The organism is Myxococcus llanfairpwllgwyngyllgogerychwyrndrobwllllantysiliogogogochensis, assembly GCF_006636215.1.
GTDB lineage: Bacteria > Myxococcota > Myxococcia > Myxococcales > Myxococcaceae > Myxococcus > Myxococcus llanfairpwllgwyngyllgogerychwyrndrobwllllantysiliogogogochensis.
Genome location: NZ_VIFM01000095.1, coordinates 20480 through 37442 on the forward strand (window position 1 = coordinate 20480; position 16963 = coordinate 37442).

Here is a 16963-nt window from a genome sequence, read left to right on the forward strand (position 1 = left end):
GACCTCCCTTTCACGCGGCCTCCTTCAAGGCCCGGCCCAGCGCGAGCGCGAGGTCCGCTTGCAGGTCCTCCAGGTCCTCCAGACCCACGGAGAAGCGGATGAGGCTGTCGGTGATTCCCCGTCGCTCGCGCTCGGCGGCGGGCACGGAGGCATGCGAGTGCCTCGCCGGCACAGTGATGATGCTCTCCACCGCGCCCAGCGACACGCCGAGCAGCGGCAGCCGCAGCGAGTCCACGAAGGTCGCCGCCATCGAGTCGTGGGCGAGTCGGAAGGACACCACCGCGCCGGTGCCTGGATAGAAGACCTCTCGAATCTCCGGCCTGCCTCCGAGCCAGCGAGCGAGCGCCCCCGCCGTGCGCACCTGCCGCTCCATGCGGACCTGCAGCGTCTTGATGCCGCGCTGGAGCAGGAAGCAGTCCTGCGGCCCAAGCACCGCGCCCACCGCGTTCTGGAGGAAGTAGACCTCCTTCGCCAGCTCCGGCGTCCGCACCGCTACGGTGCCCGCGATGATGTCGCTGTGTCCGCCCAGGTACTTGGTGGCGGAGTGGATGACGATGTCCGCGCCCTCGGTGAGCGGACGCGAGAGGTAGGGGGACAGGAAGGTGTTGTCCACGATGAGCAGCGCGCCATACGTCCGCGCGAGGATGGACATGGCGGTGACGTCGGTGCGCCGCAGGAAGGGATTGCTCACCGTCTCGACGAGGAGCCCCTTGGTGTTGGGGCGGAACGCGGCGCGCACCGCGTCCGTGTCCGAGGTGTCCACGAAGGTGGCCTTGAGCCCGAAGCGGCTGAACACCCGGGTGAGCACGCGGTACGTGCCGCCGTAACAGTCGTCGGTGACGACCAGGTGGTCCCCCGCGCTGAAGAGCATCAGCACCGTGGACAGCGCGGCCATGCCGGAGCCGAAGGCGAACGCCCCGGCGCCCTCGTCCAGACTCGCGAGCACGCCCTCCAGCGCCTTGCGCGTGGGGTTGCCGGAGCGCGCGTAGTCGAACTCGCCGGAGTGCTCCAGACCCGGCTGGTCGAACATGGAGACCTGGTAGATGGGCACCGCGGCGGCGCCCGTCACCGGGTCGACTTCATGACCCGTGTGCAGCAGTCGGGTGGCGAAGTTCGACGGGCTGGGAGCGCCCTTCGAGCGCCTGGGCCAAATCGGAGATGATGTCATGGCAGTCCTCGATACCCACGGAGAGGCGAAGCAGTCGGTCGGTGATGCCAAGCTGTTCCCTGCGCGCGACGGGGATGTCGGCGTGGGTCTGCGTGGCGGGGAAGGTGATGAGCGTCTCGACGCCGCCCAGGGACTCGGCGAAGAGGCAGATGCGCACGGCGGCGAGCACCTGGGGCACCAGGGCCGCGTCCGTGACGTCGAAGGAGAGCATCCCGCCCGTGCCCGGGTAGTAGACGCGCTCCACCTGGGGGTGGCTCGACAGGAACGCGGCCACCTCGCGAGCGTTCGACTGGTGGCGCTCCATGCGCAGCGCGAGCGTCTTGAGCCCGCGAATCACGAGGTAGGAGTCCTGCGGTCCGAGGATGGCGCCGATGCCGTTCTGGACGAAGGCGAGCCGCTCGCCCACCGCCGCGTCCTTCACCACGAGCGCTCCGGCGACGACGTCGTTGTGTCCGGCCAGATACTTCGTCGCGCTGTGGACGACGATGTCCGCGCCCAGCTCCAGCGGGCGCTGGAGGAACGGTGTATTGAAGGTGTTGTCCACGATGAGGAGCGCGCCCGCCTTCCGGGCGACGTCCGCGAGCGCGGACAGGTCCGCCGTCTTCATCAGCGGGTTGGTGGGCGACTCCACCAGCAGGGCCTTGGTGTTGGGGCGCAGCGCCGCGCGCACCGCGTCCAGCCGCGTGGTGTCCACGAAGGTGTGGGGGATGTGGAGCAGCTTGTCCACCAGCCGGAACGTTCCGCCGTAGAGGTCCTCGGTGAGGACCAGGTGGTCCTCGGGGCCGAGGAGCTGGAGCGCGCAGTGCAGCGCGGCCATGCCGGAGGAGAAGGCGAGGCCCCGGCTGCCGCCTTCGAGGCCCGCGAGCGCGTCCTCGAGCGCGGCGCGGGTGGGGTTCTTCGTGCGCGAGTAGTCGTACCCGGTGGACTGCCCGAGCGCGGGGTGTTGGTAGGTGGCGGAGTGGTAGATGGGCACCGCGACCGCGCCGGTGGTCGGGTCTCTGCGCGTGCCGGCGTGGACGAGGGCTGTGGCGAGTTTCATGAGGTGGCTCCTGTTTCCGGGTGGACGAGGCTCATCGGCCCCGAAGCGTCTGGGAGACGCGGAGAATATCCGCGAGCACACCCGACGCCGTGACAGCGCCGCCCGCGCCCGCGCCTCGCACGGTGAGGGGGAACTCGCTGTGTCGCATGGTGGTGAAGGAGACGAAGGACTCGGAGCCGCGCAGGTCCGCGGCGGGCTGGCCCGCTTCGACGGCGGTGAGTCCCACGCGGATGACGGGCGCGTCGGTGCCCAGCCGCGTCGGGTCGATGCGCGCCAGGTAGCGCAGCACCGTGCCGGATTGACGGCAGCGCTCCACCTTCTGCGTGTACTCCGCGTCGAGTGCGCGGAGGCTTCGCAGATAGGACTCGGGGGAATCGCCCGCGTCCGAAGGCTCGGGGACGAAGGGCTCCAGGGCCACGTCGGAGAGTGACAGCGACAGGCCCAGCTCCCTGGCGAGGATGAGCGCCTTGCGTGCCACGTCCGCGCCGGACAGGTCCTCGCGCGGGTCCGACTCGGTGAAGCCGCGCTCGCGGGCCGTGCGGACGGCCGTGGACAAGGGGACTCCGGCCGTCAGCTCGTTGCAGATGAAGCCCACGCTGCCGGAGAGGGACGCGGTGATGAGGCGCACGGTGTCGCCGGTGCGCACCAGGTTGGCGAGCGTGTCGATGACGGGGAGGCTGGAGGCCACCGTCGTCTCGTAGTGGTACGCGACGTGGTGACGGCGCGCCTCGGCGAGCAGGGCCTCGCGCTCGTTCCAGGGCAGGGCGAGCGGTTTCTTGTTGGCGGCCACGACGTGGATGCTCCGACGGAACGCCTCCGTGTAGAGCGAGGCCACGTCGCCGTCCGCCGTGCAGTCGACGAGGATGGGCACGGGCAGCCGGCGCAGCTCGTCCAGCAGCGGCGCCAGTGCGCGCGTGCCCGGCTCACCTCGGACGACGCGCGCGAGCTGCTCCTCGATTCCGTCCAGGGCGAGGCCGGCCGGGTCGAACAGGGTGTGTCGGCTGTCGGCGATTCCGACGACGCGCAGCGCGATGCCGTGGCGCTGGCGGAGCTGTTCCTGCTGGGCGCGAAGCTGCGCGAGGAGCTGACCTCCCACGGTGCCCTTGCCGAGCAGGAAGAGGCTGACTTGTTGATGGGCGAGGTTGAAGGCGGCGTGTGTCGTACGCACCGCGATGGCGGTGTCCTCCGCGTCCACCACGCAGGAGATGGAGCGCGAGCTGGCGCCTTGTGCGCTGGCTCGCACGCCGACGCCCACCGCGCCCAGGGCGCTGAAGAAGCGGCCGGCCACGTTGACGCCGTGGCCCATCGCCTCGGCCACCAGGGTGACGAGCGTCACCGGCTCGCGGACGCCGAGCGGCTCCACCTCACGGCGGGCCAGCTCCTGCGCGAGCTCTGCTTCCAGGGCGTTGCGGGCGCGCTGCGCATCGGGTCGGGGGACGACGAGGGCGATGGACTGGCCGTTGGCGGACTGGGCGGTCATCCACACCGTGACGCGGGCGGCGCGCAGCGCGGAGAGGGCGCGCTCACCGAGCTGGAACTGGTCGGAGAGCTTGCGCACTTCGATTCCCAGCAGGGCCAGGTCCTCGCGCGTGGCGATGCACGTGGGACGCTGTCCGTCACGCGAGCCGATGGCGTCGATGAGCGTGCCCGGGTGGTCCGGGTGCATGGTGTTGCGGATGCGCAGGGAGATGCCTGCCTCGATGAGGGGAATCATCGTGCGCGGGTGCAGCATGCGGACGCCGACGGCGGCCAGCTCCAGGCCCTCGCCATGGGTGAGGTGCGCCACGGGGTACGCGTCACTGACGAGGTCCGGGTCGGCGGTGTGCAGCCCGAGCACGTCGGTCCACACGGTGACTTCGGAGGCTCCCAGCCCCTGCGCCACCAGGGCCGCCGTGTAGTCGGAGCCGTTGCGGCCCAGGGTGGTGGTGCGTCCGTCCAGCGTCGCGGCGATGAAGCCGGGGATGACGGGGACGGTGGTGCCCCACTCGGCGGTGGCTGACTGGAGTCGCTCGCGGGTCCGGGCCACGTCCACGCGCGCGGTGCCGAAGGTGTCGTCCGTCACGAGCAGCAGGCGGGCGTCGCGAAAGTGAGCCTCGGTGCCCGCGGCCCTTAGCAGCTCGGCGAGGAGGGTGGCGGAGATGAGCTCACCGAAGGAGAGGACCTTGTCCTTGGAAGGCGGGGAGCACTCGCGGGTGAGGGAGATGCCCTGGAGGAGTTGCTGGAGTGGGGCGAGGAGCTGGTCGACGCGCGCGGCGAGCGTGGTGGACTGCGCGGGGTGGAGCGCGGCGGCGTTCGTCTTGGCGAGGTGGGCGATGCGGGCCACCACGGTGAGTGAGCCCTCCAGCTCGCCTCGGGTGGCGAGGTCGGCGGCCTCCAGGAGCCAGTCGGTGGTGTCGCCCATCGCGGAGACGACGACGGCGAGCGGGCCCGTGCGGGAGTGTTTGCCAATCAGCTCGATGACCTGGCGCAGCCGGCGGGGTGAGCCCACGGAGGAGCCGCCGAACTTCATCACCCGAAAGGAATTGCTGCTCATCTGCGAACCTCGAACGAGGGCCGTGGCCCTGAAGACATGAGAGGGCGCGAGGCCGCGCTGTCGACACACGTCGAGCGAGCGCGGCGCCTGGGCGCCGACGAAGGAAGGAAAGGGAATGGGAGCGGAGTGGGAGCGCTAGCCGACGTGTAGCGGCCCGCGCATTCGCGGGACGGTGACGTGGCGGGCGCGGCGCATTCGAGCGCTCTCGCCGCGGCGGGGGCGCTGCGTGGCGCGAGGGGATGCGGCGGAGGTGGATGGAACCACGGAGGTCCTCTCTCACCGAAGCTGAGGAGTTGCCTCGCTTCGGACGCTTGGTTTGCCCGTGGAGCACCTGCTCCCTGAGCCGCATCGTTTGGACACCTTGGAGGTCCGTCTCCAGGTTGTCGGGCCACCGCCGAAGCGGTACCGCTCTTGATGCTGCACGCGAGATAAACGGGATGCGGGGCCTTGTCAATCCCTCACACCGCGACCGCGGCCACGTTCGCCGCGGTTCGTGGAGCCGGTGCATCGAGCGGGCTGGGTTGGAGCGCTGGTCGCCCAGGCCCATCACAGTGTGATGGACATGGTCACACCTGGTGCGGCCTCACTTGTGCCCAACTTGTTGGAATCCTTGGCCTTCGGGTTGGGTACGCGACTTGCGTTGGGACGTGGACATGTTGCTCGTGCCCGCTGCCCTGTCGCTCGTGCTGGCTGCCTCGCCCCTGGAGGCGTGGCCGTTGGCACGCGTGGCGTCGGAGGCCGTGGCTCGAAGTCCCGAGGTCGCGGCGGCACGCGCCGAGGAAGAAGGTGCCGAGGGAACTCGCGCTGCGGACGGCCGCTGGCTTCGGAACAATCCCTCCCTCGAGGTCGCGGTCGTCAGTGATGCCCTCACGGGCGCGCAAGGTGAACAGCGCACCGAAGTCGTGCTGAGCCAGATGCTGGAGGTCGCTGGACAGCGCGGCCTGAGACTGGACCGCGCGAAGTCCGCTCAAGAGGCGGCGCGTGCGCGGCGTCAGGCCGCGATGCTGAGTGCTTCGTCAGGCGCGGTGGATGCGGCGGTGGAGTTGGAGCGGCGCGAAGCTCGCTCCTCCCTGGCTCGCGAGGCGCTGGAGCTGACCCGGGAGATGGAGACCGCCACGGTGCGCCGCTTCGCCGCGGGTGACGTGTCGGAGCTGGAACGCAATGCCGCGACCTTGGAGCGAGCCCGCGCGGAGGCTCGGGTCGCACAGGCCCACGCGGAGGCGCAGGCGGCTCGCGTCGAGCTGAATCGGAGACTGGGACGCCCGGCGGACGCGCCGCTCACGGTCTCCCTCCTCGACTCGGCGACGGACACCCTGCCGTCGGAGCTGACGGGCGAACAGCCGACCCTGGTGGCCGCGCGCGCGGAGGTGGCGGCGGCGGGCTCCGAGGTGGACCTGCTGCGCCGCGAGCGCATCCCCAATCCCACGCTGTCCCTGGGCTACGAGCGTGAGCGTCGGCCGGAAGCCCACGGTGCCTTCACGGACCTTCACACCGAACACCTGCTCATCGCCCGACTGTCGGTGCCGCTGCCGTTGTGGGACCGCAACCAGGGCGAGCTGGCGCAGGCTCGGGCTCGACACAAGGTGCGTGAGTCGGAGCGCATCGCGCGAACCCGTGAGGTGGAGTCAGAGCAGGCCGTGGCACGCACGACGTTCGAGGCCGCGCGAGCCGCGCACACGGCCTTGATGTCGGTGCGTCCTTCGGTGGACCGAAATCTGGAATTGGTGCGCCGTGCCTACGAGGCGGGGCAACTGGGACTGGACTCGTTGTTGCTCGCCAGGGACCGGTCCTTCGCCGCCTCGGCGGACGCGGTGGATGCGGCGGCGGCGCTGGCACGTGCGCGCACGGCCTTGCTGCGCTCGGTGGGACGGATGCCTACGGGCGAGGTGCCGGAATGAGGACCGATGAACGGCTCGGGTTCGCGACCCAGATGCGGCGAGAAGCAGGGACGAGCCGCTCTGCTTCCGCACGAGGTGTCGCGATGAGGGCAGCGCGGTGGTGGGTGTTGATGGCCTGCATGCCGCTGCCAGCCCTGGCGCATGAGGGCGCGGCCCACGGAGACACCGCCACCGCGTCGGTGCCGGGTGAGGCCTGGCATGTCCTCTCCGCCACGGGAGAGGTGTTCGAGGTGGTGCTCAAGCACCCGGAGCATTCAGAGGCCGCGAAGACGCCTGTTCGCCTGTGGGTCGCGGATGTGGAGACGAACGAGCCGGTGAGCAGCGCCCATTTGGAACTCACCCTCACCGGGTCGACCGTGCAGACGCTGGCGCCGAAGCTGGAGTCCCCCGGCGTCTACGTGGCCGACGCGGAGCTGCTACCCGGAGCGGAGCTGGCGGCGGTGGTCACCGTGACTCGTGGCAACGACCTGGACGTGCTGGCGCTGGGGACGGTGCATCTGTCCTCGGAACACGACTCCACCGATGCCGGCCCTGGCTTGCGCAGGCCCCTGGGCTGGAGCGCCACGGGTGGCATCGTCCTGTTGCTGGTGGCAGGCGCGTGGTGGATGAACCGACACAAGAAGGTGCGGCCATGAGCGGGTCTGCTGTCTCCCTCACTGCTCGTGGGATGCTGTCGCTCACGCTGCTCCTCACGAGTCCCCTCGTCCTGGCGCACGCAGGAGAGCAACACGGGAAGCCCGCGGCGGCGCAGCAGCCCATCGTCGCTGGCACCGCCTTCACCGTACCGAAGGAGACACAGTTCCTGCTGGAAGTCCGGACGCAGCGAGCGGCGGTGCGCTCCCTGGAGTCGCGACTGGTGACCCCGGGGAAGGTGGTGCCGCGCACGGACCGCTTCGCACAGGTGTCCGCGCCCGTGTCGGGCCGGGTGCTCGCCGCGAATGGCACCGTGCCGCTCGTGGGTCAGCGCGTGAAGCGCGGCGAGGTGCTCGCGCTGGTGCAGCAGAGCCTGTCCACGTCGGAGTCCACGGGGCTGTCGACCAGTCACTTCCAGGCCGAAGCGGAGGCCGTACGCGCGCAGGCGGCCCTGGAGCAGGCCCGTCGGGATTTGACGCGCCTGGAGTCCCTTCAGGGCGTGGTGGCGGAGAAGGAAGTCCAACAGGCGCGGCTCGCGGTGAACACCGCCGAACAGGAGTGGAGCCGAGCGAAGTCCGCGCGCGACGTGCTCGCGGGCGCACGACAGGGCCAGGGCACCGCGCGCTTCTTGCTCGTCTCGCCCATCGACGGAGTGCTGGTGGAGGCCCGCGCATCCGTGGGCGAACAGGTGGACCCGTCTCGCGCCCTCTTCGCGGTGTTGGACTCTTCCGTCCTCTGGGTGGAGGCGCGGGTCTTCGAAGGAGATGTGTCGCGCGCGGAGGGCACCACGGGCGCGCTGGTGACCACGCCCGCCTACGCGGGCCAGCACTTCCCCGCGCGGCCCTACCACGTGGGGCAGATGGTGGACGAGTCGACGCGCAGCGTGCGCGTGCTGTTCGAGGTCGACAACCGCGACGGTCGACTGCGGCCGGGCATGTTCGTGGATGTGGCCCTCGGAGAAGGTGGCCAGAAGGACGCGCTGGCGGTGCCGAAGGACGCGGTGGTGGAGGAGGAAGGGCGGACCTTCGTCTTCGTCCACACCGCGCCAGAGGCCTTCGAGCTGAGGCCCGTGGTGCTGGGTGGCAGTGATGGTGCGTGGCGAGCCGTGCTCAAGGGCTTGCAGGCCGGTGAGCGGGTCGTGGTGACCGGGGTGGCGGCATTGAGGTTGGCCAGGGGAGGGCGGTAGTGCTCGACCACGTCATCCTGTTCTCGCTGCGCCACCGCCTGTTCGTCGTGCTGGCGGCCGTCGCGGTGCTGCTCTACGGCGGCTGGGCCGTCACGCGTCTGCCCGTGGACGTGTTCCCGGACCTCAACCGTCCCACCGTGACGGTGATGACCGAAGCGGGCGGCCTGTCTCCCGAAGAGGTGGAGACCCTCATCACCACGCCCATCGAGACGGCGATGAACGGCGCGCCGGGCGTGCAGCGCGTGCGCTCGTCCTCGGGCGTGGGTCTGTCCATCGTCTACGTGGAGTTCGATTGGGGCACGGACATCTACCTGGACCGACAGCTCGTCTCCGAGCGACTCCAGGTGGCGAGCGAGCGACTGCCGCGTGACGTGGCGCCCCACCTGACGCCCGTGTCCTCCATCATGGGAGAAATCCTCCTGCTCGGCGTGCAGAGCGAGGAAGGCCGCACGTCACCGCTGGAGCTGCGCTCCCTGGCGGACTGGGTGCTGCGTCAGCGGCTCCTCACCATTCCGGGCATCGCGCAGGTGACGGTGCTGGGCGGCGGGGTGAAGCAGTTCCAGGTGCGCGTGGCACCGGAGAAGCTGCTGGCATTCGGTCTCACCTTCGAGGACGTGGAGCGCGCGGCGGGACTCTCGCAGGGCAACACCACGGGCGGCTTCGTGGACCAGGGTGGGCGTGAGTACCTGGTCCGCAACCTCGCGCGCAGCGCCTCCGTGGAGGACCTGCGCGGGACGGTGGTGGCGGTGCGCGAGGGCGTGCCCGTGCGACTCTCCCAGGTCGCGGAAGTGGACGTGGGGCCCGCGGTGAAGCGCGGTGACGGCGGAATGAATGGGCGGCCCGCGGTCATCCTCGCCGTGCAGAAGCAGCCCGGCGCGAGCACCCTGGCGCTCACGGAGCAGGTGGACGCGGCGGTGAAGGACCTCCGGCTCACGCTGCCCGACGACGTGCGGGTGGAGACTCTCTTCCGACAGGCGGACTTCATCCAGGCCGCTGTCGGCAACGTGGTGGAGGCGCTGCGAGACGGCGCGCTCCTCGTCGTGGTCGTGCTGTTCCTCTTCCTCGTCAACCTGCGCACCACGGCGATAACGCTCACCGCGATTCCCCTGTCGTTCGTCATCACCGCGCTGGTGATGAACGCGTTTGGCCTGTCCATCAACACGCTGACGCTCGGCGGACTGGCCGTGGCCGTGGGCGAGCTGGTGGACGATGCCATCGTCGATGTGGAGAACGTCTATCGACGCCTGCGGGAGAACCGCGCGAAGGACACGCCGGAGCCCGCGCTCCGCGTCATCTACCGCGCCTCCGCCGAGGTGCGAGGCTCCATCGTCTTCGCCACCCTCATCGTGGTCCTGGTGTTCCTCCCGTTGTTCGCCCTGGGTGGCATCGAGGGACGACTCTTCGCGCCGCTCGGCGTGGCCTATGTGGTGTCCATCCTGGCCTCGCTGCTCGTGTCGCTCACCGTGACACCGGCGATGTGCGCGTACCTGTTGCCCCGTGGCCGCTTGCTGGAGCATGGCGACGGCGCGCTGGTGCGGTGGTTGAAGGCGCGGGCGCGGCGAGTGCTCGACGTGGCCCTGGGCCACCCGAAGCCCGTGCTGGTGGGCGCGACGCTGCTGGTGCTCGCCGCCGTGGCGGTGGTGCCCTTCCTGGGCCGCTCCTTCCTGCCGCCGTTCAACGAGGGCACCGCGACGGTGAATGTCCTGGCGCCTCCGGGCACCTCGCTTGAGGAGTCCAACCGCTTCGGGTTGCTCGCCGAGCGGCTCATCGCCTCCGTGCCGGAAGTGAAGACGGTGGGGCGACGCACGGGCCGCGCCGAGCAGGACGAGCACGCGGAGGGCGTGCACTATTCGGAGCTGGATGTGGACTTCAAGGAAGGGGGCCGGCCTCGCGACGTGGTGCTGGCCGACCTTCGCGAGCGACTGGCGGTGCTGCCCGGCCTCTCCGTGTCCGTGGGGCAGCCCATCTCCCATCGACTGGACCATCTGCTGTCGGGCATCCGCGCGCAGGTGGCGGTGAAACTCTTTGGCCAGGACCTGGATGCGCTGCGGGGCAAGGCGGAAGAGGTCCGCGCGGTCATGGCCCAGGTGCCCGGTGTCGTGGACCTCCAGGTTGAACAGCAGACGTTGATTCCCCAGCTCCAGGTGCGCCTGAAGCGCGAGGAGTCGGCGCGGCTGGGCGTGCAGCCGGGGGCCATGGCGGAGCAGCTCGAGAAGGCGTTCAACGGCGTCGTGGTGGGGCAGGTGTTGGAGGGGCAGCGCACCTTCGACGTGCTGGTGCGGTACGAGGAACGCGCGCGTGTGGACGCGGAGGCTTTTCGCCGGGCGCTGGTCGACACGCCGTCCGGCGCGCGCGTGCCCGTGGCGGCAATCGCCGATGTGGTGGAGTCTCGGGGCCCCAATGTCATCCACCATGACCACCTCCAGCGGCGCGTGGTCATCATGGCCAACGTGGCCGGGCGTGATTTGGGCAGCGCCGTGGAAGAGGTCCGCGAGCGCGTGGCCGCGAGTGTGACGCTTCCGACCGGGACCTTCCTCTCCTACGAGGGGCAGTTCGAGAGCCAGCAGTCCGCCACGCGGCTCATCGCCTTGCTGTCGCTGCTGTCGCTCGCGGGCATGTTCCTGGTGCTGTACGCCCACTTCCGCTCGGTGCGACTGGTGGCGCAGGTGATGCTCAACATCCCGCTCGCGTTGGTGGGCAGCGTGACGGCGGTGGTGCTCACCGGCCAACCGCTGTCGGTGGCGACGCTGGTGGGCTTTGTCACCCTGTGCGGCATCGCCAGTCGGAACACCATCATGCTCATCTCGCACTACCTCCACCTCGTGGAGCAGGAGGGCGAGGTGTTCAGTCGCGAGCTGGTGCTGCGCGGCTCGCTGGAGCGACTGGTGCCGGTGTTGATGACGGCGCTCACGGCGGGGCTGGCCCTGGTGCCACTGGCGCTCGCCTCGGGGGCGCCGGGCAAGGAAATCCTGCACCCGGTGGCGACCGTCATCCTCGGCGGGCTCATCAGCTCCACGCTGCTGGACCTGCTCGTCACCCCGGCTGTGTTCTACCGCTTCGGGCGTCCGGCCCTGGAGCGTTACCTGGCGCGCAAGGCCGCGGCGCGCGCCGAAGATGACCTGACGCTCCCCGGGCCGAAGCCCGAGGGAGAGCGACTCGCGAGCGCGGGCTGATGACCGGGCCTCGCGTGGCATTGGATTGAGGAGACAGGGTGCGTTCGATGGGACAGAGAATCATCGCGGTGTTCGCGGCGGCGGGGTTGGTGGTCGGATGCAGCAAGAAGGAAGCGCCCGCGCCCGAGCCCACGCCGACCGAGGTGGCCCACTCCGCGCGGCAGGCCCACGCCCACGCGGCGCCTCACGGTGGTCAGGTGGAGTCCACGCCCCGAGGGCACCTGGAGTTGGTGACCACGCGTGGCGGTGGCTATCGCGTGTACCTGCTGGACGACGCGCTGGCACTTCGTCCGGTGGCGGGTGCCACGGGCTCCGTGAAGGTGGCGAAGGGGGGCTATCCGAATATCGTGCTGACGCCTTCGGGAGACCACCTGTCGGGGCAAGGGCCGGAGCACGCCGATGACCACCTGGCCATGGTGGTGACGGTGGTGCGGGACGGGAAGCCGGAGGTGGCTCGCTTCGCCGCGCACCTGGAGGCGAATGGGCACGGCGGTGGAATCGTGGGGACGCTCCGCCTGGCTCCGTGCCCGACGCCACCCGCCGTGGGACTGAGCGCCGAGGCCTGCGCGAAGCAGGGCGGCGTGTACTCGCTGGAGAAGGAGGGGGGCGCCACGGCCCTCGTGCTCGCCTCTCCGGGACAGGACGTGAAGACCTTGCTGGGGGCTCGCGTGGGCCAGCGCGTCCACGTGAAGGGAACCGAGGCCGAGGGTCGCGTGGTGGCCGAGGCCGTGGCCCTGGAGCATGACCACACGCCGTTCCATGGCGGTGTCGTGGCCATGAGCGGAGACACGCATCTGGAAGTGGTGTCCCTGCGGTCCGGCGAGGTGCGGGTGTGGGTGACCGATGCCTTCCGCCAGCCGCTCCCCCTGGCGGGCCGCAAGGGCACGGTGGAGGTGGGCGGTGTGTCCGCGCCGCTCGTGCCCGAGGGGGGAGGGACCTTCCTGACGGGAACGCTCCCCGCGGCGGACGCCGAGCGCGAAGTGACGGTGCGCCTGCCCCTGCCCGAAGACCCCGAGTACTTCATCGGCTTCCTGCTGACGCCCATGGACGCGCCGAAGCCGTCCTCGAAGTCCCCGGAGGCGAAGGGCGACGCGGTGCAGGAGGTGACGATTACCGTGCAGGGTGGCTACCAGCCGAGCGAGGTCACGCTGAAGCAGGGCGTGCCCGCGCGGCTGCGCTTCGTGCGCAAGGACTCCGGTGGGTGTGGTGACGAGCTGCTCATCCCCGACTTCGGCATCCAGCGTCCCCTGCCTGGTTTGTCGGAGACCGTGGTGAGCTTCACTCCGGACAAGGTCGGCGCGTTCCCTTTCACCTGCGGCATGCAGATGATGAAGGGCATGCTGGTGGTTCAATGAGTGAGACCGGACATACCGGCGTCGAGGCGACACGGGAGGACGGCGACGCGGTGACACGCGCGCTGGTGGAGAACCATCGCCAGTTCCTGGCCTTCGTGGAGCGCCGCGTGGGCAATCGCGCGACGGCCGAGGAAATCCTCCAGGCCGCCTTCGTGAAGTCACTGGAGAGGGGCGAGACGTTGCCGGAGCCCGAGGGCGCGGTGACGTGGTTCTACCGGCTCCTGCGCAACGCGCTGGTGGACCACCGCCGTCATCAGCAGGTCGAAGGGCGGGCCCTGGCGCGCGAGGCCCGCGAAGCCGAGGAGCCTTCCGAAGACCCCGAGCTGAAGCAGACCGTCTGTGCCTGTGTGGGAGCGCTCCTGCCCACCCTCAAGCCGGAGTACGCGGAGCTGGTGCGCAAGGTGGACCTGGAGGAGCGCGCCGTGCCCGACGTGGCGCGCGAGGCCGGCATCACTCCGAACAACGCGGGTGTGCGGCTGCATCGGGCGAGGCAGGCCCTCAAGAAGCAGCTCGAGCGGAGCTGCGGTTCCTGCGCGGCGCACGGCTGCCTGGACTGTTCGTGCAAGGCACGCTCCTGAGCAGGCGGTGGACGGGGCGCTCGGGTCGCGAGAGAAAGCCCTTGCCGAAGTTCCGCCCCCGCCGTTAACTCTTCACAGAGGTGCCGAGGGGCGCCTTCCCGAAAAGACGACGTCACCCTCGTTTCTCCCGGCAGGCCCACAGTTTCCGATGAGTTCCTTCCACGGCCCGTGACACGGGTGGGGCCGCCAACGAGGGACTTTTCATGGGAACCGTCTCACCCGCCGCCGAGCTCCTCTCCCTTCACGAGTGCAAGGTCCGCGCTTCGCTCCTGCTCAAGGAGCTGGGCTCGACAGACTCGGCACGAGCGACACGAGCCGCCGCGCGACTGCGCGCGCTGCCTGTCTTCGCGGGACTGCCGCTGGGCGAGGTGCTCGCGCGTCGGGAGTCGGTGCAGCGCAAGCACGTGCTGGCCGTCATCGCTCGGGAGCAGGGGTACGCCACCTGGAGCGAGCTGAAGCACGCGCTGGAGGCTCGGGACGCGCCTCGGGTCGACTTCGAGCGGCTCCTGGAGCGCGTGGGCCCCCACTTCCTCAACCACTGGTTCGCCACGTACGAAGACGCCGTCGCCTCGCTGCGTGTCTCGGGAGGTCATCTCTTCCCCTTCCGTGAGCAGTTCTTCATCTGCCAGTCCGCGGTGTTGACCGCGCTGGGCCTGGACCCTTCCGACGTCGATTGGAAGCTGGCGGGGCCCAATTGGCTGGAGCCGCTGGATGCGCAGGCGCATGCGCGACTGGAGCAACGCCTGTTGAAGCTGTGCGGCGATGACGCCGCCGAATCACTGTCCCCTCCTCACCCAAGGAAGTCCGCCATGTCGTCCACGGATTCGAGCCGAGCGCGACGCTCGGACCTGAAGCGCGAGTACAAGGAGAAGCCCCCGCCGATGGGCGTGTATGCGGTCCGCAATCGCGCCAACGGGAAGGTGCTGGTGGGCTCGAGCCTCAATGTCACCGGCATGCTCAATCGCATCCGCTTCGAGCTGACCAGCGGGATGCCTCGCATCCCCGCGCTCCTGGAGGATTGGAGGCGCGACGGCGCGGACAGCTTCTCCTTCGAGGTGCTCGACGTGCTGGAGCCTCCCAAGGAGCCCGGCGTGGACCTGAAGGCGGAGCTCCAGGTGCTGGAGAACCTCTGGCTGGAGCGCCTGAAGCCCTACGGGGACGCGGGCTACAACGAGTCTCCGAAGTGAGCCAGGGAGCGCTCGGCGGCCCCCTGGCCCGGCGCTGATTCGCCGTCGGTGGGCCCATGGGCCACTCGGGGTGCGCATTCTTTCGAAAAGTCACCTGTAAGAGCTGGCCGGGTAGCTCGTTGGCCTGGGTGAAAGGAGAGACGCACCATGAACCGCCACTCCCACCCGGGCTCGCATCATCACTCGCATCCGACGCCCCCTTTGCCTCCAGGCGAGGGGACTCACGTGGTCGACCCTGTCTGCGGGATGAAGGTGGACCCCCTCGCTCCCAAGGGCGGCAGCCTGGAGCACGAGGGGCACACCTACTCCTTCTGCAATCCGAAGTGCCGGGAGCGCTTCCGCGCGGACCCGGCGCGTTTCCTCGCGCCTCCCGCCGAGAAGCAGGAGGAGCCGCCCGCCGCGCCGGGGACGATGTACGTGTGCCCGATGGACCCGGAGGTGCGTCAGGACCACCCGGGGGCCTGCCCGAAGTGCGGCATGGCGTTGGAGCCGGAGACGCTCTCCGTCCCGGAGACGCGCGTCGAATACGTGTGCCCCATGCACCCGGAGGTGGTGCGAGACGGGCCGGGGAGCTGCCCCATCTGCGGCATGGCGCTGGAGCCTCGCACCGTGCTGCCCGAGGACGTCCCGGACCCGGAGCTGAAGTCCATGTGGCTGCGCTTCCGTGTCGGCATGGGCCTCACGGTGCCGCTGCTGGTGCTGGCGATGTCGGACATGATTCCGGGCCAGCCCGTGCAACACGCGGTGCCGGCCTCGGTGCTGGCCTGGGCGCAGCTCGTGCTGGCCACGCCCGTGGTGCTGTGGGGCGGCTGGCCCTTCTTCCAGCGCGGCTGGACGTCGGTGCGCAACCGGCACCTCAACATGTTCACGCTCATCGCCCTGGGGACGGGCGCGGCGTATGCCTTCAGCGTCTTCGCCACGCTCTTCCCGCATGTGTTGCCGGAAGGGCTGCGCACGGGACATGGCGGCACGGCGCCCCTCTACTTCGAGGCCGCCGCCGTCATCATCACCCTGGTGGCCCTGGGGCAGGTGCTGGAGCTGCGGGCGCGCCACGCGACGTCGGGTGCGCTGCGCTCGCTCCTGAGCCTGGCGCCGCCGGTGGCTCGGCGGATGCGTGACGACGGGCATGAAGAAGACGTGCCGCTGGCGCACGTGCACCCAGGGGACCGGCTGCGGGTGCGGCCGGGCGAGAAGGTGCCCGTGGATGGTGAGGTGCTCGAGGGCGCCAGCGCGGTGGACGAGTCGATGGTGACGGGCGAGTCGCTCCCGGTGGAGAAGTCCTCGGGCGCGAAGGTGACGGGCGGCACGGTGAATGGGACGGGCTCGCTGGTGATGCGGGCCGAGCGGGTGGGGAAGGACACGCTGTTGTCGCGCATCGTCCAGCGGGTGAGCGAGGCGCAGCGCACCCGCGCGCCGATTCAGCGACTGGCCGACAAGGTGGCCGCGGTCTTCGTGCCGGTGGTCATCGTGGTGGCGGTGGTGACGGCGGTGGTGTGGGGCGTGTGGGGGCCGGAGCCTCGGCTGGCGCATGCGCTGGTCAACGCGGTGGCGGTGCTCATCATCGCGTGCCCGTGCGCGCTGGGCCTGGCCACGCCCATGTCCATCATGGTGGCCACGGGGCGGGGCGCGCAGGCGGGGGTGCTCATCCGTGACGCCGCCGCGCTGGAGCGTCTGGAGGCGGTGGACACGCTGGTGGTGGACAAGACGGGAACGCTCACCGAGGGCAAGCCGCGCCTCGTGTCCGTGATTCCCTCGGAGGGTTTCGACGAGGCGACGCTGTTGCGGTTGGCCGCCAGCCTGGAGCGTGGCAGCGAGCACCCGCTGGCGGAGGCGATTGTGTCCGGTGCGAAGGAGCGCGGCGCGGTGCTGACGGCGGTGGAGGACTTCCGCTCGGACACCGGCAAGGGCGTGGTGGGGCGGGTGGATGGCGTGGAGGTGGCGCTGGGCAACGCGGCGTTGATGACGGCTCGTGGGGTGGAGGCCACGGACCTGACGGCCCGCGCGGAGGCGCTGCGAGGGGAGGGCCAGACGGTGGTGCTGGTGGCGGTGTCGGGGCGCGTGGCGGGGCTGCTCGGCGTGGAGGACCCGGTGAAGGAGTCGACGCCGGAGGCGCTGGCGCTGCTGCGTCAGGAGGGGCTGCGGGTGGTGATGTTGACGGGGGACAGCCGCACCACGGCGGAGGCGGTGGCTCGCCGGCTGGGAATCTCCGAGGT

The 16963-nt window shown here is 70.2% G+C and carries 11 protein-coding genes and 1 riboswitch; of the genes, 8 read left to right on the plus strand and 3 right to left on the minus strand.

Annotated elements, in window-relative coordinates; translation table 11 throughout:
* Positions 1–10: 10 nt before the first annotated feature.
* The 3 genes from FJV41_RS23140 to thrA are packed head-to-tail and all read right to left on the minus strand — an operon-like array spanning position 11 to position 4740.
* The gene (locus FJV41_RS23140; protein WP_141644704.1) at positions 11–1168 is read right to left on the minus strand and encodes a trans-sulfuration enzyme family protein; all 1158 of its coding nucleotides are present in this window, start codon (positions 1166–1168) and stop codon (positions 11–13) included.
* Positions 1080–2207, minus strand: coding sequence for a trans-sulfuration enzyme family protein (locus FJV41_RS23145; protein ID WP_141644705.1), 1128 nt, complete (start codon positions 2205–2207; stop codon positions 1080–1082). The genes FJV41_RS23140 and FJV41_RS23145 overlap by 89 nt, the downstream gene beginning before the upstream one ends.
* Positions 2208–2238: 31 nt before the next feature.
* Positions 2239–4740 carry a bifunctional aspartate kinase/homoserine dehydrogenase I gene (thrA, locus tag FJV41_RS23150; protein WP_141644706.1) on the minus strand — a complete coding sequence of 834 codons (2502 nt, stop codon included), beginning with the start codon at positions 4738–4740 and terminating at the stop codon, positions 2239–2241.
* Between the two features lie 302 nt (positions 4741–5042).
* Positions 5043–5163: riboswitch (SAM-I-IV-variant riboswitch) on the minus strand.
* Between the two features lie 230 nt (positions 5164–5393).
* On the opposite strand from thrA, the gene FJV41_RS23155 reads away from it, so the two are divergent.
* From FJV41_RS23155 to FJV41_RS23190, 8 genes are all read left to right on the plus strand, one after another.
* Positions 5394–6638, plus strand: a complete 1245-nt coding sequence (locus tag FJV41_RS23155; RefSeq protein WP_141644707.1) for a TolC family protein — start codon at positions 5394–5396, stop codon at positions 6636–6638.
* Positions 6639–6721: 83 nt separating this feature from the next.
* Positions 6722–7273, plus strand: coding sequence for a hypothetical protein (locus tag FJV41_RS23160; protein WP_141644708.1), 552 nt, complete (start codon positions 6722–6724; stop codon positions 7271–7273).
* A complete protein-coding gene (locus tag FJV41_RS23165) occupies positions 7270–8457 on the plus strand; it encodes an efflux RND transporter periplasmic adaptor subunit (RefSeq protein ID WP_141644709.1) in 1188 nt (395 codons plus the stop codon). The genes FJV41_RS23160 and FJV41_RS23165 overlap by 4 nt, the downstream gene beginning before the upstream one ends.
* Complete coding sequence (locus FJV41_RS23170; protein ID WP_141644710.1) at positions 8457–11630, plus strand: efflux RND transporter permease subunit; 3174 nt, start codon at positions 8457–8459, stop codon at positions 11628–11630. Before FJV41_RS23165 ends, FJV41_RS23170 begins: the two co-directional genes overlap by 1 nt.
* A 47-nt stretch (positions 11631–11677) precedes the next feature.
* Positions 11678–12985, plus strand: coding sequence for a cupredoxin domain-containing protein (locus FJV41_RS23175; protein WP_141644711.1), 1308 nt, complete (start codon positions 11678–11680; stop codon positions 12983–12985).
* Entirely contained in the window at positions 12982–13563 is a 582-nt protein-coding gene (locus tag FJV41_RS23180) for an RNA polymerase sigma factor (RefSeq protein ID WP_141644712.1), read from the plus strand. The genes FJV41_RS23175 and FJV41_RS23180 overlap by 4 nt, the downstream gene beginning before the upstream one ends.
* A 203-nt stretch (positions 13564–13766) precedes the next feature.
* Positions 13767–14750 carry a GIY-YIG nuclease family protein gene (locus tag FJV41_RS23185; protein ID WP_141644713.1) on the plus strand — a complete coding sequence of 328 codons (984 nt, stop codon included), beginning with the start codon at positions 13767–13769 and terminating at the stop codon, positions 14748–14750.
* A 147-nt stretch (positions 14751–14897) separates the two neighbouring features.
* Positions 14898–16963 (plus strand): heavy metal translocating P-type ATPase (locus FJV41_RS23190; RefSeq protein ID WP_141644714.1); only part of this gene is annotated, 2066 nt, incomplete at its 3' end.

Coding starts and splice junctions, on each gene's coding strand:
- FJV41_RS23140 (WP_141644704.1), bottom strand. CDS start 1,168: ATGACATCATCTCCGATTTGGCCCAGGCGCTCGAAGGGCGCTCCCAGC.
- FJV41_RS23145 (WP_141644705.1), bottom strand. CDS start 2,207: ATGAAACTCGCCACAGCCCTCGTCCACGCCGGCACGCGCAGAGACCCG.
- thrA (WP_141644706.1), bottom strand. CDS start 4,740: ATGAGCAGCAATTCCTTTCGGGTGATGAAGTTCGGCGGCTCCTCCGTG.
- FJV41_RS23155 (WP_141644707.1), top strand. CDS start 5,394: ATGTTGCTCGTGCCCGCTGCCCTGTCGCTCGTGCTGGCTGCCTCGCCC.
- FJV41_RS23160 (WP_141644708.1), top strand. CDS start 6,722: ATGAGGGCAGCGCGGTGGTGGGTGTTGATGGCCTGCATGCCGCTGCCA.
- FJV41_RS23165 (WP_141644709.1), top strand. CDS start 7,270: ATGAGCGGGTCTGCTGTCTCCCTCACTGCTCGTGGGATGCTGTCGCTC.
- FJV41_RS23175 (WP_141644711.1), top strand. CDS start 11,678: ATGGGACAGAGAATCATCGCGGTGTTCGCGGCGGCGGGGTTGGTGGTC.
- FJV41_RS23180 (WP_141644712.1), top strand. CDS start 12,982: ATGAGTGAGACCGGACATACCGGCGTCGAGGCGACACGGGAGGACGGC.
- FJV41_RS23185 (WP_141644713.1), top strand. CDS start 13,767: ATGGGAACCGTCTCACCCGCCGCCGAGCTCCTCTCCCTTCACGAGTGC.